The sequence below is a fragment of the Streptomyces sp. NPDC036815 genome (assembly GCF_055609205.1).
In genome coordinates this window covers 210336-235749 of the sequence record NZ_JBVJPW010000006.1, presented here as the reverse complement: position 1 = coordinate 235749, position 25414 = coordinate 210336, and the positions used below count along the sequence as shown (strand labels likewise).

General features: G+C 72.0%; 19 protein-coding genes. 15 read left to right on the top strand and 4 right to left on the bottom strand.

Going from position 1 to position 25414, the window contains the following annotated elements:
* Nucleotide 1: 1 nt before the first annotated feature.
* From ACZ69I_RS15710 to ACZ69I_RS15650, 13 genes are all read left to right on the top strand, one after another.
* Nucleotides 2–832, top strand: coding sequence for an MlaE family ABC transporter permease (locus tag ACZ69I_RS15710; RefSeq protein WP_467675139.1), 831 nt, complete (start codon nucleotides 2–4; stop codon nucleotides 830–832).
* Nucleotides 829–2148, top strand: a complete 1320-nt coding sequence (locus ACZ69I_RS15705; RefSeq protein WP_470832648.1) for an MCE family protein — start codon at nucleotides 829–831, stop codon at nucleotides 2146–2148. The genes ACZ69I_RS15710 and ACZ69I_RS15705 overlap by 4 nt, the downstream gene beginning before the upstream one ends.
* The gene (locus ACZ69I_RS15700) at nucleotides 2145–3179 is read left to right on the top strand and encodes an MCE family protein (RefSeq protein WP_470832647.1); all 1035 of its coding nucleotides are present in this window, start codon (nucleotides 2145–2147) and stop codon (nucleotides 3177–3179) included. Before ACZ69I_RS15705 ends, ACZ69I_RS15700 begins: the two co-directional genes overlap by 4 nt.
* The gene (locus tag ACZ69I_RS15695; RefSeq protein ID WP_470832645.1) at nucleotides 3176–4255 is read left to right on the top strand and encodes an MCE family protein; all 1080 of its coding nucleotides are present in this window, start codon (nucleotides 3176–3178) and stop codon (nucleotides 4253–4255) included. Before ACZ69I_RS15700 ends, ACZ69I_RS15695 begins: the two co-directional genes overlap by 4 nt.
* Entirely contained in the window at nucleotides 4255–5418 is a 1164-nt protein-coding gene (locus tag ACZ69I_RS15690; protein ID WP_470832644.1) for an MCE family protein, read from the top strand. Before ACZ69I_RS15695 ends, ACZ69I_RS15690 begins: the two co-directional genes overlap by 1 nt.
* Nucleotides 5415–6596, top strand: a complete 1182-nt coding sequence (locus ACZ69I_RS15685; RefSeq protein WP_470832643.1) for an MlaD family protein — start codon at nucleotides 5415–5417, stop codon at nucleotides 6594–6596. The genes ACZ69I_RS15690 and ACZ69I_RS15685 overlap by 4 nt, the downstream gene beginning before the upstream one ends.
* Nucleotides 6596–7828, top strand: coding sequence for an MlaD family protein (locus ACZ69I_RS15680; RefSeq protein WP_470832641.1), 1233 nt, complete (start codon nucleotides 6596–6598; stop codon nucleotides 7826–7828). The genes ACZ69I_RS15685 and ACZ69I_RS15680 overlap by 1 nt, the downstream gene beginning before the upstream one ends.
* Nucleotides 7828–8325 carry a hypothetical protein gene (locus ACZ69I_RS15675; RefSeq protein WP_470832640.1) on the top strand — a complete coding sequence of 166 codons (498 nt, stop codon included), beginning with the start codon at nucleotides 7828–7830 and terminating at the stop codon, nucleotides 8323–8325. Before ACZ69I_RS15680 ends, ACZ69I_RS15675 begins: the two co-directional genes overlap by 1 nt.
* Before the next feature lie 131 nt (nucleotides 8326–8456).
* On the top strand, nucleotides 8457–9023 hold the full coding sequence (locus ACZ69I_RS15670) for a hypothetical protein (protein ID WP_470832639.1): 567 nt from the start codon (nucleotides 8457–8459) through the stop codon (nucleotides 9021–9023).
* Nucleotides 9024–9034: 11 nt separating this feature from the next.
* On the top strand, nucleotides 9035–9580 hold the full coding sequence (locus ACZ69I_RS15665; protein ID WP_470832638.1) for a hypothetical protein: 546 nt from the start codon (nucleotides 9035–9037) through the stop codon (nucleotides 9578–9580).
* A gap of 11 nt (nucleotides 9581–9591) precedes the next feature.
* The gene (locus ACZ69I_RS15660; RefSeq protein ID WP_470832637.1) at nucleotides 9592–10257 is read left to right on the top strand and encodes a hypothetical protein; all 666 of its coding nucleotides are present in this window, start codon (nucleotides 9592–9594) and stop codon (nucleotides 10255–10257) included.
* Between the two features lie 75 nt (nucleotides 10258–10332).
* Nucleotides 10333–10911, top strand: a complete 579-nt coding sequence (locus tag ACZ69I_RS15655; RefSeq protein ID WP_467675156.1) for a hypothetical protein — start codon at nucleotides 10333–10335, stop codon at nucleotides 10909–10911.
* A 47-nt stretch (nucleotides 10912–10958) separates the two neighbouring features.
* Nucleotides 10959–11396, top strand: a complete 438-nt coding sequence (locus ACZ69I_RS15650) for a glutaredoxin domain-containing protein (RefSeq protein ID WP_470832635.1) — start codon at nucleotides 10959–10961, stop codon at nucleotides 11394–11396.
* A 34-nt stretch (nucleotides 11397–11430) separates the two neighbouring features.
* Here ACZ69I_RS15650 and ACZ69I_RS15645 read toward each other — a convergent pair whose 3' ends face one another.
* A complete protein-coding gene (locus ACZ69I_RS15645) occupies nucleotides 11431–12567 on the bottom strand; it encodes a DUF6801 domain-containing protein (RefSeq protein WP_470832633.1) in 1137 nt (378 codons plus the stop codon).
* A gap of 90 nt (nucleotides 12568–12657) precedes the next feature.
* Entirely contained in the window at nucleotides 12658–13905 is a 1248-nt protein-coding gene (locus tag ACZ69I_RS15640) for a DUF6801 domain-containing protein (RefSeq protein ID WP_470832631.1), read from the bottom strand.
* Nucleotides 13906–14318: 413 nt separating this feature from the next.
* Here ACZ69I_RS15640 and ACZ69I_RS15635 point away from each other — a divergent pair, with 413 nt between their 5' ends.
* Nucleotides 14319–15311, top strand: a complete 993-nt coding sequence (locus ACZ69I_RS15635) for a DUF6801 domain-containing protein (RefSeq protein ID WP_470832630.1) — start codon at nucleotides 14319–14321, stop codon at nucleotides 15309–15311.
* Nucleotides 15312–15479: 168 nt separating this feature from the next.
* Here ACZ69I_RS15635 and ACZ69I_RS15630 read toward each other — a convergent pair whose 3' ends face one another.
* Both ACZ69I_RS15630 and ACZ69I_RS15625 read right to left on the bottom strand, forming a co-directional pair.
* Entirely contained in the window at nucleotides 15480–16502 is a 1023-nt protein-coding gene (locus ACZ69I_RS15630; protein WP_470832628.1) for a COG1470 family protein, read from the bottom strand.
* Between the two features lie 172 nt (nucleotides 16503–16674).
* Nucleotides 16675–17748, bottom strand: a complete 1074-nt coding sequence (locus ACZ69I_RS15625; RefSeq protein WP_470832626.1) for a DUF6801 domain-containing protein — start codon at nucleotides 17746–17748, stop codon at nucleotides 16675–16677.
* Between the two features lie 500 nt (nucleotides 17749–18248).
* Between ACZ69I_RS15625 and ACZ69I_RS15620 the strand changes: the two genes are divergently transcribed.
* Nucleotides 18249–25412, top strand: a complete 7164-nt coding sequence (locus tag ACZ69I_RS15620) for an SDR family NAD(P)-dependent oxidoreductase (RefSeq protein ID WP_470832625.1) — start codon at nucleotides 18249–18251, stop codon at nucleotides 25410–25412.
* The last annotated feature ends 2 nt before the right edge of the window (nucleotides 25413–25414 follow it).

Sequence of the window (25414 nt, the reverse complement as noted above, 5' to 3'; positions counted from 1 at the left end):
CATGGCCCTGACCGAACGCGGACGCAGGAGCCGCGCCTTCGCCTGGCTGGACCGGCCCGGCGACGAACTCCTCTTCTACGCGCGGGCGTTGTCCGGCATCCCGCGCGCCGTGCGCCGCTACCCGAAGGAGATCCAGCGGCTCCTCGCCGAGGTCGCCTTCGGCAGCGGCGGGCTCGGGGTGATCGGCGGCACCGTCGGCGTCATGATCGGCATCACCGTCTTCACCGGCACGGTCGTCGGCCTCCAGGGGTACGCGGCACTCAGCCAGATCGGCACCGACGCGTTCACCGGATTCGTCTCCGCCTATTTCAACACCCGTGAGATCGGCCCGCTCGTCGCCGCCCTCTCCCTGTCCACCACGGTCGGCGCGGGCTTCACCGCCCAGCTCGGCGCGATGCGCATCAACGAAGAGGTCGACGCCCTGGAGAGCATGGGCGTGCGCTCCACGCCGTTCCTCGTGAGCACCCGCATCGTGGCCGGCACGCTCGCGATCATCCCGTTGTACGGCATCGGCCTGCTCGGCTCCTACCTGGCCTCACGCGCCACGACCGTGCTGTTCAACTCGCAGTCCACGGGAACGTACGACCACTACTTCCATCTCTTCCTGGTCCCCGCGGACGTGCTCCTGTCCTTCCTCAAGGTGCTCGTCTTCAGCGTGCTCGTGATCCTCGCGCACTGCTACTACGGCTTCCGCGCCTCGGGCGGACCGGCCGGGGTCGGGGTGGCCGTCGGCCGCTCGGTACGGACCGCGATCGTGCTCATCAGCGTCACCGACTTCTTCCTCAGCCTGGCGCTCTGGGGCGCCACGACCACGGTGAAGGTGGCCGGATGAGCGCCCCGACGACGACTCGGCCCGGCCCGGCGGCGGTGCGGGTGCCGCACGCCCGCCCCACGGACCGCGCGCTGGCCCGCCGCAGACGGCTCGCCGGAGTGGTGTACCTCGTCGTGCCCGCCCTGCTGGTGTGGCTGTCGGTCGCCGTGTACGAGAAGAAGTTCACGGACTCCGCGACCGTCGTCGTCGAGACGGCGCGGGCCGGCAGTGAGATGCACCCGAGCGCGGAGGTCAAGCTGCGCGGCGTCGTCGTCGGCGAGGTCGAGAAGATCGACACGGGCGGCTCCATGGCGCGGCTCACCCTCGCCCTGCGGCCCGACAGGATCGGCCGGATCCCCGCCGACGTCCGGGCCCAGCTCCTTCCGACCACCCTCTTCGGGCAGCGGTACGTGGCCCTCGTACCGCCGGAACATCCCTCGACGCGGCCGCTCGCCGCGGGCAGCGTCATCCCGCAGGACCGCAGCAGCGGCGCCGTCGAGCTGGAGCAGGTGCTCGACAATCTGATGCCGCTGCTGACCGCCGTACAACCGCAGGATCTCTCGGCCACGCTGTCCGCCCTCGCCAAGGCCCTCGAAGGGCGGGGCGAGAAGCTCGGCGACTCGCTGGTCACGCTGAACGGCTACCTGAAGGACTTCAACCCCCACCTGCCGTCCCTGAACAGGGACATCAAGGAACTCGTCGAGCTGAGCGACACCTATGCCGAGGCGGCCCCCGACCTCGTCGACGCGCTGCACGACGCCACCGTCACGAGCGCCACCATCGCCGAGCGGCGGACCGAGCTCTCCGCCCTGTACGCGTCGGTGACCAGCGGCGCCCAGGAGTTCGGCGGCTGGCTGCGCGCCAACCGGGCCAACCTCATCCGGCTGACCGCGACCGGCCGGCCGACCCTGGAGATCCTCGCGCGGTACGCGCCCGCCTTCCCCTGCACCCTGCGCACGGTCGCCGGCTTCGTCCCCGCCATGGACGCCGCCCTCGGCAAGGGCACGGACCGGCCGGGCCTGCGCGTCGACGTACGGGTCGTCCCCTCGCGCGGCGCCTATGTGCCGGGGCGGGACGCGCCCCGCTACGAGGCGGGCGGCGGGCCGCGCTGCTACCCCGTCCCCTACACGGGCGGCTCGTACACCACGCGGCAGAGCACGGCCACCACCCTGAGCGGTGTGTCCGGCGGTCTCGGCGTGGCCAACTCGCCGCAGGAGAACGACCTGGTCACCGAACTCCTTGCCGCACCGGACCGGGCGCGGAGCGGCCCCCTGCCCGACTGGTCGAGCGTGCTCGCCGGACCGGCCTTCCGAGGGGCGGAGGTGAGACTGAGGTGAGCGGACAGCGCAGCCTGACCGGCCCCGCCGTGAAGTCCCTCGTCTTCATCGTGGTGACCGCCCTGGCGACCACCGTGCTCGCCCTGAGCGTCGCGGGCACCGAGGTCGGCAGGACCCACGGCTACAAGGCCTGGTTCACCGATGCCACCGGTCTGAACGAGGGCGACTCCGTGCGCATCGCCGGGGTGAAGGTGGGCCGGGTGTCCTCGATCGAGATCGTCCAACGCCGTTACGCCGAGGTCGAGTTCGCGCTGGACGCGGACCGGACCATGCCCGCGTCCGCGACGGCGTCCATCAAGTACCTGAACATGATCGGGCAGCGCTTCGTCGAGCTGGGCCGGGGCGCGGGTCCGGTCGGCCGCACCCTGCGCCCGGGGCAGACCATCCCGCTGAGCCGCACCACCCCGGCACTGGACCTGACGCAGCTCTTCAACGGGTTCCAGCCGCTGATGCGAGGCCTGTCCCCGAAGGAGACCAACCGGCTCGCGGCGTCGATCGTGCAGGTCCTGCAGGGCGAGGGCGGAACCGTCGAGAGCCTGCTGCGGACGGTCGGTTCGCTGACCACCACGGTCGCCGCCAAGGACCGCGTGATCGGAGAGGTCATCAGCAACCTCAACCGGGTCCTCGCCTCGGTCAACAACCGGCAGAAAGGCTTCACCGAACTCATCGGAACCGTCGAGAAGCTGGTCTCCGGATTCGCCGACGACCGCAGGACCATCGGCCGGTCCGTCGACTCCCTCGGCAAGCTCAGCGTGAGCACGGCGGACCTGTTCCGTAAGGGGCGGGCGCCCCTGAAGGCCGGGGTCCGCGACCTGGGGCGGGTGTCCGGGACCCTCGCCGCCCACGCGCCGCTGGTCGAGGACTTCCTGGAGAAGACACCGCGCAAGATGGCCGCCGTCTCCCGCATCGCGTCCTACGGGTCGTGGCTGAACCTCTACCTCTGCCAAGCGAAGCTCAGCGGCGTCACCACGTACGACAACAGCCCGCCGCCGACCGGGCTCGCGATCAAGGACGCGAGGTGCCGGGCATGAAGTCCCTGCGCGGGAAGCGGCCCGGACCGCGGAGGTTCCGGCGTCCTCGCCTCAAGCCCTTCGGGGAGCGCAACCCCCTAGCCGTCGCCCTGGCCGGGCTCCTGGCCATGGCCCTCGTCGGGCTGCTCGCCTACAACGCCGCGTCGCTGCCCCTGATCGGCGGTGGCGGCACCCGCTACACCGCCGACTTCCGGGATTCGGTGGGGCTCAAGGCGGGCGACGAGGTGCGGATCGCCGGCGTACGGGTCGGCGAGGTGGCGGACGTCGCCCTGGACGGCCCGAAGGTGAAGGTCACCTTCGAGGTGCGGGACGCCTGGATCGGCGACCGCAGCACCGTCGGCATCGCCATCAAGACCCTCCTGGGCGCCAAGTACCTGGCGGTGGACCCGCTCGGCAGCCGGAAGCAGGACCCCGGCAAGCGCATCCCGGCCCGGCGCACCACCTCCCCGTACGACGTCATGGAGGCGTTCAACGGCCTGAGCCGCACGACCGGTGACCTGGACGAGGACCGGCTCGCCAAGAGCTTCGAGGCGATCACCGGAGCCTTCGGGAAGACCCCGCCGCACGTCCGCAAGGCCATGACGGGTCTCGCCTCGCTGTCCCGGACGATCTCCAGGCGCAATGACGAACTGTCCGAACTCCTCGACGGATCAGCGAAGTTCACCACGTCCCTGAACAGCAGGAGGACGGAGTTCGAGCGGTTGCTCGACAACGGCAACCTGCTCCTGGAAGAGGTACGCCACCGGCGCAAGGCCGTCCACGCGCTGCTCACCGGCGCCCGCGACCTCGGCACGGAGATCAGCGGCCTGGTCGACGACAACGAACGGCAGCTGGGGCCCGCGCTGGCCGCGCTCGACCGGGTCACCGACGTGCTGGCCAAGAACCAGAAGAACCTCGACAAGGCCCTCGGGGCCGCCGGGCCGTACTACCGGCTCGTCGGGAACACTCTCGGCAACGGGCGCTGGATGGACGGCTATCTGTGCGGCCTCGTCCCCAAGGACTATCTGCGTGGGGGCACGGGCCCGGACGCCGGATGCATGCCGCCGAGGACGCCGGAAAAGGGAGGCGGCCGGTGATGGCCCGAAGACGTTCGACGCCCCGTACCCGAGCAACGGCCCGCGGATACGCCCGCGTGGTCATCCTCGTCCTCGTCGTCGCGCTGCTCGTGGCGGGCGGGATCGTCGGCGTGACCGCGCTCGCGGGCCGCGGCGACGGCAAGCACGTCACCGCCTACTTCGACCGGGCCGTCGCCGTGCACGAAGGCTCCGACCTCAGGGTGCTCGGGGTCCGTGTCGGCAGCGTCGAGGAGGTCCGGCCGGAGGGCAGACAGGTCAGGGTGCGGCTCACGCTCGACGAAGGGGTGAAGGTGCCCGCCCGGGTCCAGGCCGTCGTGGTGGCCCCCAGCGTGGTGTCCGGCCGGTTCGTCCAGCTCGCCCCCGCCTACGGAGGAGGCCCGCAGATCCGCGACGGCGCCGTCATCAGGGCAGCGCACACGGCGACGCCCGTCGAGGTCGACGAGCTCCTCGAGAGCCTGACCGACCTGAGCGACGCCCTCGGCCCCGAGGGCGCGAACAAGGACGGCGCACTCGCCGGGCTCGTCAAGGCGGGCGCGGAGAACCTCGACGGCAACGGCAAGGACATCGGCGACACCCTCCACCAGCTCGGCGGTGCGTCCGCCGTCCTCAACGGGAACAGCGGCGACGTCGTCCGGACGGTCGAGCAGCTCCAGCAGTTCATCAGCATGCTCAAGCGCAAGGACGGCCAAGTGCGGCGCGCGGTCACCCAGTTGTCGGACGTCGCGAGTTTCCTCGCCGACGACAAGGACGACCTCGCCGCCGCCCTCGGACAGCTGGGCAAGGCCCTCGGCCAGGTCAAGGGCTTCATCAGCGACAACCGGGGCCGACTCAAGTCGAACGTCGACAAGCTGGCGGGCCTCACCCGCTCCGTCGTCGACCAGCGGGCCTCGGTCGCCGAGGCCCTGGACGCGCTGCCGCTGGCCGCGGCCAACCTCGAACGGGCCTACAACCCGCGCACCCGCACCATCGACGGCCGGGCCAACATCAACGAACTCGCCGGGGCGTCGGGGACCGGGCTGGCGGGCCCGGCCGCACGCGGCGCCGCCGCCGACCGTCTCGTGGCCCTCCCTCACGAGCGGGCCGAGCACCTGCCCGCCCTGCCGCTGCCGCCGGTCGGCAGCGTGTACGGCACGCCGGACGGCGCCGGGGGAGGCCGACGATGAAGCGCCGCACCGCGCGCTTAGCGCTGGGCCTCTCCCTCACCGTGACCCTCGTGGGCCTCGCCCTCGGCGCGGGCGGCCTCCCGGACTTCGACGGTCTGCAGGACCTGCCGCTGCCCGGCGGGGCCGACCTCGGCGACCATCCGTACGAGATCACCGCGGAATTCCAGGACGTCGTGAGTCTCTTCCCGCACTCCGCGGTCAAGGTCGATGACGTCGACGTCGGCCGCGTGACCCGGATCGGCCTCGCCGACGACGGCTGGGCCGCCCGCGTCACCCTCCAGGTCAACGGCGACGTACGGCTGCCTGCCAACGCCTACGCCAACCTCGAACAGTCCAGCGTCCTCGGCGAGAAGTACGTCCAGCTCACGGCCCCCGACGACATGCGGGCCCGCCCCGACCTGCAGAGGACGAGGACCGGCACCCGGGCGGCCTACGCGCGCAACCGGGGCCGGTTGCGCGACGGGGCCGTGATCCCGGTCGCCCGCACCAACCGCAACCCCGAGATCGAGGAGGTCTTCGGCGCACTGTCGATGGTGCTCAACGGCGGTGGCGTACAGCAGATCCAGACCATCTCCCGGGAACTCAACAAGGCGCTCGGCGGCAATGAGGGCCAAGTCCGTTCCGCACTGCGGCAGATCAACACCACCGCGAAGAGCCTCGACAAGAACAAGAAGCACATCACCGCCGCCCTCGACGGCATGAACCGGCTCTCCACCACCCTCGCCACCCGCGACCGCAAGATCGGCGACATCCTGTGGGACCTGCCGCCGGGCCTGAAGGTCCTCAGCGACCAGCGCTCGTCGCTCGTGTCCATGCTGCGCGCCCTGGACTCGCTCTCCGGGGTCGCGGTGGACACCGTCGACCGCACGAAGAACGACCTCGTGGCCGACCTCAAGGCGCTCGCCCCGGTCCTGCGCAACCTGGCCGACTCGGGCGCCGACCTGCCGGAATCGCTCCAGGTGATGTTCACCTATCCGTTCACGGACGAGGTGCTCACCGGTGTGAAGGGCGACTACCTCAACGTCTATCTGAAGATCGCGGCGGCCCCCGGCACGGAGATCGTGCCACCGGTCCGTGGCGGTGGCGATGGCGGTGGCGGCGGTGGTGGCAGCGGTGGTGCCACTCGCTCCTCCCTGCCGCTGCCCGCGGTCACCGGAACGTCAGGAGGCGACTCCTAGTGCTCCCCCTCTCCACCCACCTCAAGAACATCGCCTTTCTCGTTCTCGGCGCGCTGGTCCTCGCCCACATCGCGACGGCGTACGCGGACCTCGGGCGGTACGTGGGCGCCCGCGACTACTACACGGTCAGGGTCGAACTCGCCGAGACCGGCGGCCTGTTCAGCCGCGGCAACGTCACGTACCGGGGCGTCGACGTGGGCCGGGTGGAATCCGTCGAGCTGACCGACGACGGGGTCGAGGCCCGTATCCGCATCAAGGACTCGGCACCGAAGATCCCCGCCGATCTGGAGGCGAAGGTCGCGAACCTCTCGGCGGTCGGGGAGCAGTACCTCGATCTGAGCCCGCGCACCGACGGCGGGCCCCACCTCGCCGAAGGCTCGGTGGTCCCGCGCTCGGCCACGCGGACACCCGCACCGGTCACCGACGTACTGACCAGCGTCGACCGGCTCGCCTCCTCGGTGGACACCGCCGCACTGCGCACGGTCGTCGACGAGCTCGGCAAGAGCTTCGAGGGGCGCGGGCAGGACCTGCAGATCCTCATCGACACGGGCAGCGAGTTCATCCGGGCGGCCGACAAGGCACTGCCCGCCACCACCAGACTCCTCATCGACGGCGAGACGGTCCTGCGCACCCAGAACGAGCGGTCCGACGCCCTGAAGTCCTTCGCGAGCGGAGCCGCCGAACTGGCCGAGCAGCTCAAGAAGTCCGACCCCGACCTGCGCCGCCTCATCGCCCGGACCCCGGAGGCGGCGACCGAGTTCACCGCGCTCCTTCGCGACACCGACCCGGGCCTCGGCGTCGTGCTGGCCAATCTCGTCACCACCTCCGAACTCCTGGTGACCCGCCAACGCGGCATCCGGGAACTGATGGTGCGCATCCCACGGGTCGCCTCCACCGGAGCGACCGCCATCGGCCCCGACGGAGTCCGCTTCGGCATGGTCACCACCTTCTTCAAGCCGCTGCCCTGCACGGCCGGATACGGCGGCACCACTTACCGCAACGGCCTCGACACCTCTCCGGCCCCCACCAACACCGAGGCGGCCTGCACGGCGGCTCCTGGAAGCGGCCAGAACGTACGCGGCTCAGCGAACGCGCCGCGCGGCGGCGTGCCCACCCCGGCCCGGCCCGGATCGGCCTGGCCCGGAGCGGCCTGGCTCGCGCGGAGCGACGCCCCGTCCGACGGTCCGAACACCCCGAACGGCTTGGCCGGCCTGCTCGGGATGGGGGAGTGATGAGGCGACGGTGGGTGTGGTCGGCCGCGCTGCTTCTGGGCGCCCTGTTCTGCGGCTTCGCGGCATGGACCTACGCGCAGGCGCGAGGCGACGACGATCTCGCGCATGCCCGCGACCGCGACGCCGCACTGGACGCGGCCCGCGAGCACATCGCGGTGCTCAACACCATGGACGGCACGGACGTACGGGCCTCGCTGCGCGCCTGGGCACGGGTGACGGACGGGCCGCTCGCGGACGAGTTGCGGCGCACCGGGGACGACGGCGCCAAGGCCCTCGAACAGGAGGGCACCAGCACCCGCGCCACGGTCACCGACGCGGCGGTCGTGGCCCTCGACACCCGTTCGGGCACGGCGAAGGTCATCGCCACCGTCCGCGTCGAGGTGACCGAACGCACCGGAAGGTCCACCACCGACCGCAAACGCTTCGAGGCGGGCCTCGACAAGGGCGCGGGCTGGAAACTCAGCTCGCTGACGGCGATACCGGCCGGAACGGAATAGGGGTGCGGCGGAATGAGGGGACGCGGATGAGTGCGGGACTGAGCCCCCGGGGTGGGGCGCCGACTGATGCTGTCGGGACAGCCGACGCCATCGAAACAGACGATGCTCATGGGACGGACAGTGCGCTCGGGGTGGAGGATGCCGCCGAGGACACGAACGACGGCGCGGGTACGAAGGCACCGCCCGCCTCCCGTCGCCACCACCCGGCCGCCCGCACCCCACTGGCCCTCCTCCTCGCCGCGCTGCTCCTGACCGGCGGCGGGCTCCTGGTCCTCAGCGACCGGACCGCTGACACACCCGCCGCCGCCAACCACGCGCTGACCGACAGCGAGTGGACCCGCCGGGTCGTCGGGGACATCAGCGACGCGCTCGCAGCGCTCTTCACCTACACACCCGAGGACCTGGCCACCACCGAGCGACGCGCGCGCGACGTGCTGCGGGGCAAGGCCGCCGAGGACTACCGGGCCCTGTTCGGCAGGCTCCGAGGGAAAGTCCGGAAGCAACGGCTGTCGCTCACCACGCAGGTGGTCCGCGCCGGAGCCGTCGAACTCGGCGACGACCGCGCGCGGTTGCTGTTCTTCCTCGACCAGCGGGCCGAGCGCGAGGGCGCCAGGGCGACGACCGCCGCCGCCCAGCTCTCGGTCACCGCGCGCCTGGCCGACGGCCATTGGACGATCACCGACATCAAGCCCCGTTAGGGGAGGCGGACATGGCACGTACGACATCGCGGGAGCGTACGAGACTCTCGCTCATCGCCGCGGCGGCGGTCCTCGCCCTGGGGTGGGCGGGCTGGACGGGCTCGTCCTGGTACGCGGCCGCCCACGACGACTCCGCGCGGTTCGCGGAGACCCGCGACGAGGTGCTCGCGGCGGGCGAGCAGGCCGCACTCAACATGAACACCCTCGACCACCGGGATCTGGAGCACGGCCTCGACGCCTGGGAGCGGTCCGCCACCGGGGATCTGCTCGAAGAACTACGCAAAGGCAGAAGCGAGTTCGAGAGGCAGGTGCGTGCCGCGCGCACGGTCACCACCGCCGAGGTGCTGTCCGGCGCCGTCACCGAACTGTATGAGAGAGAAGGCCGGGCAGGGGTCATCATCGCGATGCGGATCACCGTCGATCCGCCGAAGAAGAGGCCGAGCAGCAAGGAGAGCCGACTGCTCGGCGAACTCACCCGCACCGGTGAGGGCTGGAAGCTGAGCGGGCTCGGCCAGGCCCCCGCGGGCGAAGCGCCCACCGACACTCCGTCAGACTGAGGGGCCGTTCCATGTCGACGACACGCCATGTGGTCAACAGACAGCGGCGGTTGGCCGCGGTCGAGAGCCGGAAGGCAGCACCCGCGCCCGCGCCCACACCCGCGCGGCGAGTCCCGCGCCCGAAGCCCCGGGATCGGACCGCCCGCACCGTGCGCAGGCCCGTCCCCCGGCCCCTGCTGCTCGCTCTGCTCGGCCTGCTCGCCGTACTCGCCGCGGCCTTCGCGTTCCTCGCCCACACCCGGGCCGAAGACCTGCGCGACGTGCCCGCCCTGCGTAACGCGGCGCTCACCGACACGGTCCGCACCAGCGAGGTGAAGGGCACGGTCGGCCGGGCCGTCGACGCGGTCTTCTCCTACGACCACACGGACCCGGCCCGTACCGACAGGGCCGCGGACAAGTACCTCACCGGCAAGGCGGTCGGCCAGCACCGGGAGATGCTCGCGCAGGTCCGCGCCCAAGGGGCCCGGCAGAAACTCGTCCTCACCACCAGCGTGACGCACAGCGGCGTCCAGGCCATCGACGGCGACAGGGCCCGGGTCCTGGTCTTCGCCGACCAGAGCAACACCAGTACGGCCAAGGGGGGTTCGGCCACCCAGGCGGCAGCCATGTTCGCCGTGGACGTGGTGCGCCGGGGCGGGACCTGGCGGATCGCGAACATCGACACGTTCAGACGTTGAGGCGGAGCCGGACATGGATGAACGAACAGAGCCGGACATGGATGAAGCAGAGCCGGAGACGAAGGAGAGCCAGGCGTGAAGAGCACGGGACAGAAGCGGCGGACCGCCGCGCTCAGGCCCGCCGTCCTCGGAGTCGCGGTCGCGGCCATCGTGTCGGCGTGCAGTTCGCGGGTCGACGACGGTCCGCAGGTCGACTGGGCCTCGGACGTCTGTGACAGCGTGCAGGACGTCGGGTCCAAGCTGACGCTCCCGGCCTCGGGTCACAAGGACGCCAAGAAGTACCACTCGCAGGTCGTCACCTTCATGGACGCGCTGGACCGGCAACTCGGCGCGCTGGACGGCAAGATGCGCAAGGAGGGCGCGCCTCCCGTGGAGGGTGGCGACGCCGCGTACAAGAAGGCACTCGCGAACCTGCGCGGAGCCCGGAGCAAGCTCGCGGGCACCACCGCCGAGCTCAAGAAGGCGGATGTCACCGACGAGAAGTCGCTGAGGACCGCGTTGAAGAAGGCGGCCGAGGGCTTGGAGCGGGCGGGCGCGTACCAGGGTCCCGCCCAGGACTTCCGCGCCGACCCCGCGCTCAAGCGCGCCTTCGACAAGGCGCCGGAGTGCTCGGGGCTCAACGGCGCCGGGCACTCGGCGGCGTCGGCCGACTGAGAGCCTGGGGCGTATCCCCGGTCGGCCCACCGATAGCCTTCGTCCTCATGACGCGCGCCTGGATCTTGCCGATGCTGCTGCTGCTCTGCGGCTCATTGCTCGCGGCCGGTCGGATCGTCAGCGGGACCCCCGGCGCGGCCGCCGCCCTCCTCCTGGGGTTCGTGCTGCTCGCAGGCGTGAACTCGCCTCTGATCTTCCCGAGGGCGATCGGAGCGGTGGAGGCGCAACGCCGCAGCGCGGTCGACGGCCGGCCAGTCGTCTTCTGGCGACCCGGCTGCAAGTACTGCATACGACTGCGCATCCGGCTGGGGCGCGCCGCCCGACAGATGCACTGGGTCGACATCTGGCGCGACCCGGCCGGAGCCTCGGCGGTGCGGGCAGTCAACGACGGCAACGAGACCGTGCCGACCGTCATCGTGGCGGGCCGATCGCACACCAACCCCGATCCCGCATGGATGCGCGAGCAACTCTCCCGTTCCGGGTGATCGGAACGCCGCCGAGGTTGAGGGACCAGCTGAGCTACTTCTCGTAGGTGAGGTCCATGTCGACGGTGTTGCCGGGGCCCGCGGTGAAGGCGCTGATGACGTCGTTGAGGGCGCCGCAGCCCTTGAGGCCGGGCAGGGTGTACGTGCCCTTGAGCTTGCCGCCCTTGTAGGGGTCGAAGCGGCCCTCGCCGACGAGGTCGATCCTGGCGGGTTCGGCGGTCGTGCAGTCCGGCCCGCCGCCGATGGGCAGGCCGAACGCGCTCACGCCGGTGAGCTTGACGCGCGTCTCGGAGTGCGACGTGAGACTGCCCGCCGCGTTGACGGCTCCCGTCGTGCGGGCGGTCTGCTCGAAGGCGATGTCCGCGACTGCGGGCAGGAAGCCGAGCAGGGTGAACCGGGCCGTGGTCGGTTCGAGCCGCAGGTCGGCGTCGAAGGTTCCCTTGTCCAGGTCGTAGCGGGTGTCCAGGTCGCCCGCCAGCGGAAAGCCGCCGTTGCCCGCCTTGATGGACGAGTTGCCCCTGATGCCGAAGCCGAGCGGCACCGGTTCGCCGCCGGGGTCCGTCGGCGCCGGTTCCACCTGGATGGTGCGCAGGGTCTTGTTCTGGTCGGCCGGGTCGAGGGCGCACTCCGTCTCGAAGGTGTCGAGCGCGGTCTTGTCGCCCGCCGCGTCCCGCGCGGTCATGGTGAGGAGCAGGCTGGCGACGTCGATCCGCACGGCGCCGGGCTGCCGGAACGTCAGGGGCGGGGTGTGGCCGGTCGCGGTCACGTGGAAGGCGGCGGGCGGGTCGGGCAGGGGGGTCTTCCCGATGGTGTTGTCGATGCCGATGCTCAGCGGCCCCTCCGGCATGTGAACGGTGACGCCGGCCGTGGCTACCCCTTCGAGGGTGACGCCGCCGACCGTGCGCAGGGCGGCTGCCGCGGCCTTGCTGACCTCGGCCACCGAGACGACCTCGGAGGCCGGGACCCGCGCGCCGACCTGGACCTTCTCCGGCAGATCCGTCTTGATCACGACGGTGAGCGGGTCGTCCTCCATGATGGGGAACACGCACTTGTACGTCTGCGTGAGGGGCGCCGGTTCCGCGGCGGCCGACGGGCCGGAGCCGAAGCCGGTCAGCACGGCGAGCAGCGCTCCGGCGGAGGCGAGGCGCAGCGGTATCTCGCGCGATCTCAACACTGTCTCTCCAAGTCCTGTGGGGAACGGTCCGGCCCCCCGCCTGGAGTGGCGGGGGGCCGGGTCGGGATGCGGACTCACCACGGGGGGCTAGTTCTTGTAGGTGAGGTCCATGTCGATGGTGTTGCCGGGGCCCGCGGTGAAGGCGCTGATGATGTCGTTGAGGCCGCCGCAGCCCTTGAGGGCGGGCAGGGTGTACGTGCCCTTGAGCTTGCCGCCCTTGTAGGGCTGGAAGCGGCCCTCGCTGGCGAGGTCGATCTTGGCGGGTCCGCTGGTCCTGCAGTCGGGGCCGCCGCCGATGGGAATACCGAAGACGTTGACGCTGCCGAGCTTGACGGCCATCTCGGAGTGCGACTTCAGGGCACCGGCGGTGTCCAGCGTTCCGTTGGTCTTCCCGGCCTGCTCGAAGGCGATGTCCGCGGTCGTGGGCAGGAAGCCCATGATGGTGAACTGGCCCTTGGTCGGGTCGAGCTTCAGGTCGGCGTCGAAGGTGCCCTTGCTGAGGTCGTAGCGGGTGTCGATGCCGCCGGAGAGCGCGGCGTTGCCGTTGGCGGCCTTGATGAACGACGTGCCCTTGATGCCGAAGTTGAGCTTCACCGGCTCGTCACCCGGCGGGTCGGTGGGGGGATCGGTGGGCGGGTCGGTGGGCGGGTCCGTCGGCGGATCGGTCGGCGGGTCCGTGGGATCCGTGCCGCCGCCGTTGATGGTCATCGTGTGGAGGGTGGTGGGCTGCCCCGCGTCCATGGTGCAGGTAGCGGTGAACTCGTCGCCGTTCGGCGGCAGTTGGACCGGCTTGCCGTCCGCGTCCCGGGCGATCATGTTGTGCAGCTTGAGCCCCGTCACATCGAACTTGGCCGTGCCCTCCTTCTCCCAGGTCAGCAGGGAGCCGGGCGACTTGCCGCTGGCGATGACGGTGAACGCGGCGGCCGGGCTCGGAATGTTGGCCTTGGCGACGGTGTTCACGACCTTGATGGGCAGGTTGCCGCCGCCGCCCGGCAGCGTCACGTTCACATCGGCGGTCGCCTTGCCTTCCAGCGTGACCGCGCCGAGCACACCGAGGCCTTGGGCGGCCCGCGAACTGACCTTGGTGACGGCCTTGATGTCGTACTCGGGGACGGTCTCGCCCACCTTCATGGTGGCGGGCATGTCGGCCGTGATCTCGACCTCGATCGGGTCGTTGTTGATGATCGGGAACTTGCAGGTGTACTTCTGTGCGAGCTTCACCGGGTCGGCGGAGGCGGAACCGCCGCCCAGGCCGACCAGGCCGGCGACGAGGCCGGCGGCCGCCACCGTGCTCAGGGCGGTGCGTGCCCTGACTTGTCTCTTGTGCGCTCCCATGAGCTACCTCTCGGGCTACGTGAATGAGCACGAACGAACGTCGGTGCCACCTCTGCGATTCCGGACTCGCCGGCCCAGCCGTCCCGGGAAATCGGAGATGCGAAATGTTCCGCCGCGAGGGAGTTTTCCCGCTGAATTCCGGGGGTGATACGGCGGTGTTTCGAATACGCAAACTACTGATGGGTAGCGGGAGGGTCAAGGCCTGTCCCGACCTGTTGGTGAAAGGCGGTCGGCGGGCCGTCGGTTTTTGTGGTGGTGGTGAGCACGCGATGGTGCGTGGATGACAAATTGCGCACCCCGGCCCGTCGTGCTGTGCCGAACGGGTTGACGGGCTCCCCGCCCATGCGTAGTCATTTCTCGATTGCGCCAATTCTCGGTCAGGGCCACGCAGGGGAGATCGCATGGGGAACCGTATGAGAGAGCAACCAGGGAAAACCACGGCGAGGTTGGCGCGGGGGTCCGCCCTGACCGGGGTCGCCGCGGTGTTCCTCGCGCTGGTCGGTGGTGGTGGCAGCGCTTCGGCCGATCCGGTGTCGCTCACGCAGAAGTACACGTGCAAGTTCCCGATCATCAACAACGACGCCATCGAAGCCGCGATCACCACGGACATGCCCGCCACCATGAAGGTGGGCGAGACCGTCCCCGAGTACGACATCAAGGCCGTCACCAAGGTCAGTTCGCGGGCCGCCCAAGGCCTCGGTGTGCTCGGCGCGGTCACGCTGGAGGGCAAGGCCACGGCGGATGTCGTCGTCACCCAGCCCGGCGGCGACGGCGCGCTGCCCATCAAGGTCGTGAACACCGTCGCCAAGGCCGACATCCCCGACCCGCCCGCCGCGTTCGAGGTGACGGCCACGGGCAAGTCGCCCGGTGGGCTGCTGACCTGGGGCAAGGCGGGCGAGGCGGCCTTCGATGTGAAGGGCCTGAAACTGCACAACATGATCGCCCGGGACGCGGACGGCAAGCCGGTGCAACTGCCGCCGAACGGCGACGAGTTCACCGCGGAGTGCACCCTCGACGCGGGTCAGAAGACGCTGCTGCACAAGATGACGATCACGGGCGGCGGCGGCACGGACCCGACCGATCCCCCCACGGACCCACCGACCGATCCTCCCACCGACCCTCCCACGGATCCGCCGACCGATCCTCCGACGGACCCGCCCGCCGACCCCGTTGACCCCACCGACCCGGCCGACTCCGGCCTTCCGGCGACCGGCGGCGGGTCCACGACCGGCGGCTCCGGCGCCCAGTTGGACACGGAGGTGACCGGCGGCTCGGGCAGCCTCGCGTCGACCGGCCTGCCTGGCATCGGCCTGCTGCTTGCGGCGGCCGGAGGCCTCGGCACCGTCGGCGTAGTGGCCTTCCACTACCTCCCGCGGCGCTTGCGGCGGGACGGGGAAGCGGCCTGATCCGACTGCCGTGCGGCGCCCGGGACTTCGCGTTCCCGGGGCACTCCCCGCCGTACGGCAGCGCAGTGGGCCCGGAGCGGCAGCGGCGCTCCGGGCCCGCGGTCGTCTGCCGTCAGGGGCGGCTCGTCGCAACAGCCGTACGCCTCACCTCCCCCGCGGTCGTACGGCTCAACTCCCCGCAGCGGTACGGGTTCTGCGGCGCCGCACCACCACCCCCACCACCAGGAGCACCACCACCAGGGCGCACGCCACGAGCACGCCCCGGTTCACCGTGCGGTACGCCGTGCTCGCGCTCTCCACCAGCTCGCCGCCCTTGTCGCTCGCGGTCAGCTCGACGCTGCCCCAGTCCAGCGGTGGCGGCGCGGCCCACTTCTGGGTGATCCGCACCCGCTGGCCCGGCATGAGCTCGGCCGGCAGCGTATTGCCCGCACTGTCGAAGGACGTCCGGCCGAACAGGCCTTCGGCCTTGAGGTCGACCCTCGGCTCCAGCAGCACGTTTCCGCTGTTGACGAGGGTGTACGTGACGGTGGCGTCCTTGCCGAGGCCGGGCAGCAGGGGGACGTCGTAGTCGAAGCGGACGTCCTGGACGCGCAGGCCGGGCCTCCGCTCGCCCTTGACCTGGAGATAGATCCGGGCGCCGACCGCCTGGCGGATGCCGACGCCGGTGCCCTTGGCGCGGGCGACGCGCTTGTCCAGGGCGATGACGGCTCCGGGGTGGTCGCCGGGCGGGGCGGTGCGCGGGAGGTCGACGGTGAACGGGACCGTCACTCTGCCACCGGCCGGGACGGTGACCTCCGAGCGTTCCAGGTGGGTCCACACTCCGACGGACCGCTGCTTCGCGGTGGCTTCGCGGACCGCGAATCCACCGTCGCGCGGGGTGTTGTAGGCGTCGGCGGCGTAGAGCAGAAAGGTCACCGGCTCCTTGGCGAGATTGGAGACGGTGACCTTGTCGTGCACGGTGCGGCCGGGATCGGCCTTCATCCGGAAGTACGCCCGGCGCTTGCCGTCCTTGGCGGCCTTCTTGCCGGATTCGGCGGACGAGGCGGCGGGGAAGACGGACCAGCGGCCGTTGTCAGCGGCGTACGCGCCCGGTGGAGGGCTCGCGGTGAGCAGGCCCAACGCCAGGGTCAGGGCGGTGACGAATACGGCGGCGTGTCTGCGATGCGCGAGCAGCGCGCGAACGGGTTTCATACGGCCCCCGGAGCGAGATGGACGATGGGAAGAGGAGAAAGGAAGAGGAGGGGGAGGAGGGGGGAGGAGGGGGAGAAAGGAAGAGATGGGGGAGGAGGGGAGAGGGTGGAGCAACGCGCGAGAGGTGGACCGGCCGTCGCACAACGGCCGGTCCACCGGGCAGGGCGCGGAATCAGGTCAGCGTCAGCGTGAGCACGGCCGCGTAGTCACCGGCGGCCGCGGTCTTCGGCACGTCCAGCGCGAGACCCGCGCCGACCGTGAACTCTCCGCCGGTCCGCGCCGCGTCGGGCGCACTCGCGAGCGTGGCGCCCACCGTGCCGACCGGCCCCCGAGTGCCCGGCACACAGGTGCTCGCCGATCCGGCCGCCGTCGCGCAGGACGGTGTCCAGGCGAGCTTGTCCGCGCCGATGCTGCCGGCGCCGCCCGTGAAGTCGGTGACCTTCCCGGTGAGCGACCAGCCCGTGGCGCCGTTACGGGCGTCCTTGACGGTCACCTTCTGCAGATCGCCGGTCGAGTTGCCGCCCGCGCCCTCCTCGACCGGGGACAGCGCGACGGTGTCGCCCGCCTGGGCCATGGTGAGCTGGCCGCCGCCCTGCTTGGGCGTGACCTTGGTGTTCACGTTCTGCTTGCCGGTCGTGGGGCCGGGGCCAGGCCCGGGGCCGGGGTCGTCGCCCTGGATCTCCATCGTGTGCAGGAGCGTCGCCTGTCCCGCGTCGAGCGCGCAGGTGGCGTCGAACTCGTCACCGAACGGCGGGAGTTGGATCGGCGCGCCCGCCGAGTCCCGGGCGACCATGTTGTGCAGCTTCAGACCCTTCACGTCGAACTTCGCCGTGCCGGGCTTGGCCCACGTCAGCAGGGAGCCGGGCGACTTGCCGCTGGCGTTGACGTCGAAGGCGGCGGCCGGGTTGGGGATGTTGGTCTTGGCGACGGTGTTGACGACCTTGATGGGCAACGTGCCGTCGCCGCCGGGCAGCGTGACGACCACGTCCGCCGTGGCCTTGCCCTCCAGGGTCACCGCGCCCATGACGCCGAGGCCCTGGGCCGCTCGCGCGCCGACCTTGGTGACGGCCTTGATGTCGTACTCGGGGACGGTCTCACCCACCTTCATGGAGGTGGGCATGTCCGAGGAGATGTGGATCTCGATCGGGTCGTTGTTGATGATCGGGAACTTGCAGGTGTACTTCTGGTCCAGCTGCACCGGATCGGCGGCGGCGGTGCCTGCCGTCAGGGTGACCAGTCCGGCCACCAGTCCTGTGGCCGCGACTGTACACAGGACGCGGCGCGTCCTGGTTCTCTTTCGCTGAGCTCTCATCAGCTGCCTCTCGTACTGCGTGAAGGAGCAGAACGGGTGAAGGGAGAATGGCCGCACTTGTCGCTGTCCTCGCCAGTTACGGCCCTGTTTTGGATTCGTAAACTACTGACGGGTAGTTGGGCGGTCAAGGTGTGGATTACCAGGGGTATCCCGTTGCTCGTATTCGGTGACGGCTTCATCGCTGGGTGAGCATAGAGGCGCTGGGATTCATACGCGGTTGCCAAAAAACGCGGAGTGGTTCCGGATGACAAGTACTCCCGACTGCGTACTCACCGCACAACAGAACTTCGGTGCGCGGCGAAACGTCCCTTGACCTGTTTCTCGGGACGCCATAACTTCCGCTCTCGACTCGTTTTTCCATTCAACGTAAATGCCTGCGAAGCCGAGCGGTCGGAGTTCTGGTGCTGTTTTCTGAGGAAAGCCTGGACGCAGTCATGGGCGTGAGCCCTTTCGGCCGCCCGGATGCCCGTCTGGTGAGTGCGGTGTGCCGGGCCGGCGGTCTCGGCATGCTCGACCTCGGCACCGGCGACCGGCACGCACGCGAGGAACTCGCCCGGCTCTGCCGCTGGGAGCCCGACCGCTTCGGCGTACGGGTGGGGGAGCGCTGTGCCCTGCGCCCGGGCGACCTGGACGCGTCCGCGGACGGGCGGCCGCACACCGTACTGCTCGGCGTGGACTCCGCCTGGCTGCCGGGTGAACTCGGCAACTACTACTCCGTGTTGGTCGAGGTCACCACGCGGGACGAGGCCGTGCGGGCGGTGGCCGACGGGGCCGACGGCCTGGTCGCGCGCGGCAGTGAGAGCGGCGGACGCGTCGGCGACCTCAGTACGTTCGTCCTGTTGCAGCAGCTCCTCGCGGACCCCGAGGTGTCGCTGCCCGTGTGGGCGTGCGGTGGCATCGGGCCCCGTACCGCCGCGGCCGCCGTGCTCGGCGGTGCGAACGGGGTCGTCCTCGACACCCAGCTGGCCCTGCTCGCCGAATCCGGCCTGCCCGAAAGGGACCGGGCCGCGCTGGAAGGGATGGACGGCACGGAGACGGTGGTCGTCGACGGCAGGCGGATCCTGCGCCGAAGGGGCGTGGTACGGGGAGCGGCGGGCGGTGAGGCGCGGGGCGGCGACGCCCGCGACACCCGCGGCGCACGCGACACCCGCGGCGCACGCGACACCCGCGGCGCACGCGACGGCCTCGGCGAAGAGCCGGCGCTCCCCGTCGGCGAGGACGGCTTCCTGGCCGCCCGGTTCGCCGCGCGGTGGGGGACGACGGCGAAGGCGATACGAGGGATGCGTACCGCCCTCGCGGAAGCGGTGGCCCCCGAGCCCCCGTCGGCAGGCGTCCAAGGTGTCGAACTCCCGCTGGCACAGGGCCCGATGACCAGGGTGAGCGACCGGCCCGAGTTCGCCGCGGCCGTCGCCGACGAGGGCGGGCTGCCGTTCCTGGCGCTGGCCCTCGCGGACGCCGAACAGGCCCGCGCCCTCCTCAGCGCCGCCCGTGCCGCGTTGGGCGACCGCCCCTGGGGCGTCGGCATTCTCGGCTTCGCCGACGAGGAGATCCGCGAGGCGCAGCTCGCGGCGGTACGGGAGGCCCGGCCGAGCCACGCCGTCATCGCGGGCGGCAGACCGGGGCAGGGGGCCGAACTGGAGGCCGTCGGTATCCGGACCTTCCTGCACGTCCCGTCGGCCGGACTGCTGCGGCAGTACCTGGAAGCGGGCGCCCGCAGGTTCGTCTTCGAGGGCTCCGAGTGCGGCGGACACGTCGGGCCGCTTGCCTCCTTCCCGCTGTGGGAAGCGCAGTTGGCGGTCCTGGAGGATTACGCGGCCGACCACCCCGGCTCCCTCGCGCGGGTCCAGGTGATGTTCGCCGGTGGCATCCACGACGCGCGGTCCTCGGCGATGGTCACGGCCCTCGCCGCCCCGCTCGCCGCGCGGGGCATGGCGGTCGGCGTGCTCATGGGAACCGCGTACCTCTTCACCGAGGAGGCCGTCGCCCTCGGCGCCGTACAGCCGCGCTTCCAGGAGCAGGTCGCCGCGGCTCGGACGACCGCGCTCCTGCGTACCGCGCCCGGCCACGCCACCCGGTGCGTGCCGAGCCCCTTCACCGCGGATTTCGCCGCCGAGGAGAGGAGGCTGCGGGAGCGGGGCCTCGCGCCGGAGCGGATATGGGCGGAGCTGGAACGCCTGAACCTGGGTCGGCTGCGGATCGCGACCAAGGGCGTGGAGCGCCGCGACGGTGAACTGGCCCCCGCCGACGAGCAGCGGCAACTGGCCGCCGGAATGTTCATGGCCGGGCAGGTGTCCCTGCTCCGTACGCGAGCGACCACGATCCGCGCGCTGCACCTCGAGGTCGGACTCGGGGCACGGCAGTTCCTGGACGGGCAACGAGCCCTTCTGCAAGCCCGGTTCGCGCCCCCGGCGCCGAGGACCGTCGCCGCTCCCGAGCCGCTGGACGTCGCCGTCGTCGGCATGGCCTGCATGTTCCCCCAGGCGGACGGTCTCGACGCGTACTGGGCGCAGATCCTGGCCGGGACCGACGCGGTCACCGAGGTCCCGGCCGATCGCTGGGACCCGGCCGTGTACTGCGTCGGCGGCCCCGACGCCGACGCCGACGCCGACCTCGGTACCGGTGCCGGTACCGGGGGCGAAGGTTCACCCTCGCGCTGGGGCGGCTTCCTGCCCCGTATCGCCTTCGACCCCCTGTCCTACGGCATTCCGCCCGCCTCGCTCGGCGCCATAGAGCCCGTTCAGCTCCTCGCCCTCGAAGCGGCCCGCCGGGCACTCGACGACGCCGGGTACGCGGACCGCGCGTTCGACCGCTCCCGCGCGTCGGTCGTGTTCGGCGCGGAAGCGGGCAGCGACCTCGCCCACGCCACCACCCTGCGCACCGTCCTGCCCTCCTACCTCGACTCCGTGCCCGAGGCCCTGTCCGCCCAACTGCCGCGCCTCACCGAGGACTCCTTCCCTGGCATGCTCGCCAACGTCATCTCCGGCCGCATCGCCAACCGCCTCGACCTCGGCGGCGCCAACTACACGGTCGACGCGGCCTGCGCCTCCTCGCTCGCCGCCGTGGACGTCGCCTGCAAGGAACTCGTCCAGGGCGCCAGCGACCTGGTGCTGTGCGGCGGCGCCGACCTGCACAACGGCATCAACGACTACCTGCTCTTCTCCTCGGTCGGCGCCCTGTCCCCGACCGGCCGCTGCCGCACGTTCGACGCGGACGCCGACGGCATCGCACTCGGAGAGGGAGTGGCCTGCGTGGTGCTCAAGCGGCTCGCCGACGCCGAACGCGACGGCGACCGCGTCTACGCCGTGATCAGCGCGGTGGGCCGTTCCAGCGACGGCCGCGCCCTCGGCCTCACCGCGCCAGGACCCGCGGGCCAGCGCCTCGCTCTGGAGCGCGCCTACGCCCAGGCGCGTGTCTCACCGGCCGAGGTCGGTCTCATCGAGGCCCACGGAACCGGCACCGTAGTGGGCGACCGTACCGAACTGAGCGTGCTCACCGAGGTGTTCACGGAGGCGGGCGCCCGTGCGGGAGCCTGCGCGCTCGGCTCCGTGAAGTCGCAGATCGGGCACACCAAGTGCGCCGCGGGCCTGGCCGGCCTGATCAAGACGGCCCTGGCCCTGCACACCGGCGTTTTGCCGCCCACCCGGCAGCTCACCCGCCCCAACCCGGCCTGGGACCCACGTTCCAGCCCCTTCGCCTTCCACACGGTCGCCCGCCCCTGGGCGACAGGGCCCGCCGAACGCCGCGCCGGGGTCAGCGCCTTCGGATTCGGCGGCACCAACTTCCACGTGGTCCTGCTCGCCCACGAAGGCGGTGCGCCTCCCGCGCACGGGTACGCCCACTGGCCCGCGGAGCTGTTCACCTTCCACGGCGACGACCACGAAGGAGCCGCCCGCGAGGTACGGCTGCTGCTCGACCTGATGGACCGGCAGCCCGGCCCACCGCGCCTGCGGGACCTCGCGGCCGCCGCCGCCCGGCGGGCCGCGCGGCGCACCGGGCCGGTACGCATCGCCGTCGTCGCCTCCGACCCGCACGGCCTGCCCGTACTGCTGCGTCGAGCCGTGGCAGGTGAACACGACCCGGCAGCCGGGATCTTCCTCGCCGAGGCGGACACGTACACGTACACCGGCGCGGGCGCGTATGCGGAGAACCGGATCGCCTTCCTCTTCCCCGGCCAGGGCAGCCAGCGCCCCGGCATGAGCGGTGACCTGTTCATCGCCTTCCCCGAGGTGCAGCAGCACCTCCGCCGCGGATCCGCCTGCGTCCCCGCGCTCTATCCGCCCACCGGCTTCACCTCCGACGCCGACGAACGACAGCGCGCCGGGCTCACCGACACCCGCAATGCCCAACCGGCCCTGGGCATTGCGGGGCTCGCCACCGCCGATCTGCTCGCCCGCGCAGGGGTGCGGCCGCACATGGCCGCCGGGCACTCCTACGGCGAACTCGTGGCCCTGTGCTCGGCGGGCGCCCTCACCCCGGACGCCCTGATCGCGCTGAGCGGCCGCCGTGCCGAGGTCATGCTCGACGCGGCGGGCGACGTCCCCGGCGCCATGGCCGCGATCGGGGCGGGCGCGGCCCCGATCCTGGACGCCCTGCGCGCCGCCGGGCGGGCGGACCGGGTGGTCCTCGCCAACCTGAACGCCCCCGCCCAGAGCATCATCTCCGGCCCCGCCGACGCGGTGCGCGACGCGGTGAGCGCGCTGCGCGAGGCCGGTCACAGCGCCAAGCTACTGCCCGTCGCCTGCGCCTTCCACAGCCCGCTTCTCGCGGGCGCGGGACCTGCGTTCGGCGAAGCCCTCGCCGAAGTGGCCGTAGGTGTACCGGAGTTCGACGTGTGGGCCAACGCCACCGCGGCGCCCTACCCGGCCTCGCCCGAAGCGATCCGTGCCGGGCTCGCCGAGCAGATCGCCTCGCCCGTACGGTTCGCCGAGCAGATCGAGGCGATGTACGCGGCCGGGGCGCGGGTCTTCGTCGAGGCGGGCCCCGGCACCGTACTGAGCGCGCTGGTCGGCCGGATCCTGGGCGACCGCCCGCACCACGCTATTCCCACCGAACCGCGGGCCGGAGCCGGACTGCCCGGCTTCCTCACCGCCCTCGCCCGGCTCGCGGTCGCGGGCGTGCCCGTGGCCACCGGGTGGCTGTTCCACGGCCGTGCCGCGACCGGCCCCGAGCCGTCCGCGCCCGCCAGGACTGCCGCCTGGACCGTCGACGGCCACCTCGTCCGGGACGCCTCGGGCGAGCCCCTGCCCGGCGCGCTGCGTCCGGCCCGACGCATCACTCTGGAGCCCGACATGACCGGTACGAGCGCGCACCATGACGGGGGAGCGGGGGGCCGGGACGCGTTGCTCGCCGACTTCCTCCGTGGCACGCGGGAGCTGGTGGCGGCCCAACGTGACGTGCTGCTCGCCCACTTCGGTGCCTCGTCGGCGACCGGCGCCGAGGTCTTGCCCGCCGCCCCGGTACGAGACGGGCACGCCGCGCGCCCGGAGGCAGGCCAGTCGGAGCAGGAGCAGGAGCAGGGGCAGGAGCACGAGCAGGGGCACGAGCAGGAGCCGGTACGGCCGCGGCCCGTGACCGACGCAGACCTGCTCGGTGCCGTTCTGCGGATCATCAGCGACCGCACGGGCTATCCCGCGGACATGATCGAGCCCGACCTCGACCTGGAGGCCGACCTCAGCATCGACTCCATCAAGCGTACGGAGATCGCCGGGGAGCTCGCGGGGCTGCTCGGCGCGGGAGCGGACGCGGTACGGCTCGACGACGCCGCACTCGAAGCGCTGTCCCGGGCCCGTACCGCGGAGGCGATCACCGAGTGGCTGAGGGCACGCGCACAGGCGGGGCCTGCGGAGGAGGGCGATGCCCTCGGGCTGTCTGCGGATGGCCGCCTGCCCGAGGCCGGACCGTCCGAGGCCGGACCGTCCGAGGCCGGACCGTCCGAGGCCGGACCCCCCGAAGCCGGACCGCCCGAAGCCCCGGCTCGGGAAGACGCGCCGCCGACGGCACTCCCGGCAGCGGCCCCCCGACGCTACGTCGTCCGACCGGAACCCCTGGCGAGCCCGACAGGGGGCGCGGACCTCGACCTCACCGGTCAGCGATTCGCGGTGCTCGGCGAGGCGCCTGCGGGCCCGGGACCGGCTGACACCACCGGCGCGGACCAGAACGCCGAGCAGGTCGACCAGTCCGACCGGGCCGACCGGACTGACCGGGCCGACCAGGCCGACCGGGCAAGCCGCGTGACCGCCCTGGTGACCGCCGCCCTCCGGCAGCGCGGGGCCGACGCCATCCCGCTCGGCCGTGACCACGTGCTGACCGACGCTTTCGGCGCGCTGGACGGCGTCGTCCACCTCGGCGCGCTGGCGGACGACGCCGGGCCCGCGCTCCCCGCCGGGTTCGCGGGACTCGCCGCCGCGCTGGCGCGCCATCCCGCCCGGCTGATCTGCGCCTGCCCGGCCTCGGGCCCGGCGGGTGCCGGTCTGGCCGGTCTGTTCCGTACGGCGGCGCGTGAACACCCCGCCACGAGCGTGCGGTTGGTGCGCTTCCCGCAGTGGCCCCCGGACGCGGCCCTCGCCGACGCTCTGGTGGCCGAGTTGTCCGACACCCGCACCGACCTCGGGTCCGAGCCCGTGGTCGACCACACGCCCCGAGGCCGGTTCGCGCCACGCCCACAGCCCGCCGTGCTGGGCGCGTCCGCGCAGCGCGGCGCGGGACCCGCGGCCGACGGCGGGGCCGAGGCGGCGGCCTGCGGGCTCACCTCCGAGTCCGTCGTGGTCCTCACGGGAGGCGGGCGCGGCATCACCGCCCGCTTCGCCCTGGCTCTCGCCGCCGCCGCACGCTGCCGCGTCGAACTCCTGGGCCGTACCCCGCTGCCCGACGCCCCCGAACCCCCGGCCACAGCCGTGGCGCGGGACCGCGCCGAGCTGCGTGCGGCGCTCGCCGCGCGGGGCGCTCGCTCCCCGGGTGAGGTCGACCGGGCCGCCGGGCTGATTCTCGCGCAGCGCGAAGTCGCGGCCACGCTCGACGAGTTGACCCGCCTCGGCAGCCCCGCCCGCTACCACGCCGCCGATCTGCGCGACGCGGACGCCGTCGACAGGGTGCTGAAGGAGGTCATGGCCGAGCACGGCAGGATCGACGGCGTCGTCGGCGGTGCGGGCGTCATCGAGGACCGGATGATGGCCGACAAGGACGCCGCGTCGTTCGGCCGGGTGTACGGCACCAAGGTCGACGGGGCCCGGCACCTCCTGGACGCGGCGGCCGCGCTCTCCGAAGGGCGGCAACGCCTGTTCGCCGTCCTGTTCGGCAGCGTCTCCGCCGTGCTCGGCAACCGCGGCCAGTGCGACTACGCCGCCGCCAACGACGCGTTGGAGAGCCTCGGCGCCGACTGGTCCGCTCGTACGGGGCACCGCGCGCTCACCGTGCACTGGGGGCCCTGGGCACCCGTCGGCGCTCACACCGGCATGGTCACCCCGGAGCTGGGCCGCGACTACACGCGCCGCGGCATCGGACTGATCGACCCCGACGAGGGAGTGCTCGCCCTGCTCCGCGAGCTCGCCTGGGGCGACCCGGCGTCGACGTCCGTCGTCCTCACCGCGTCGGGTCTGTGAGG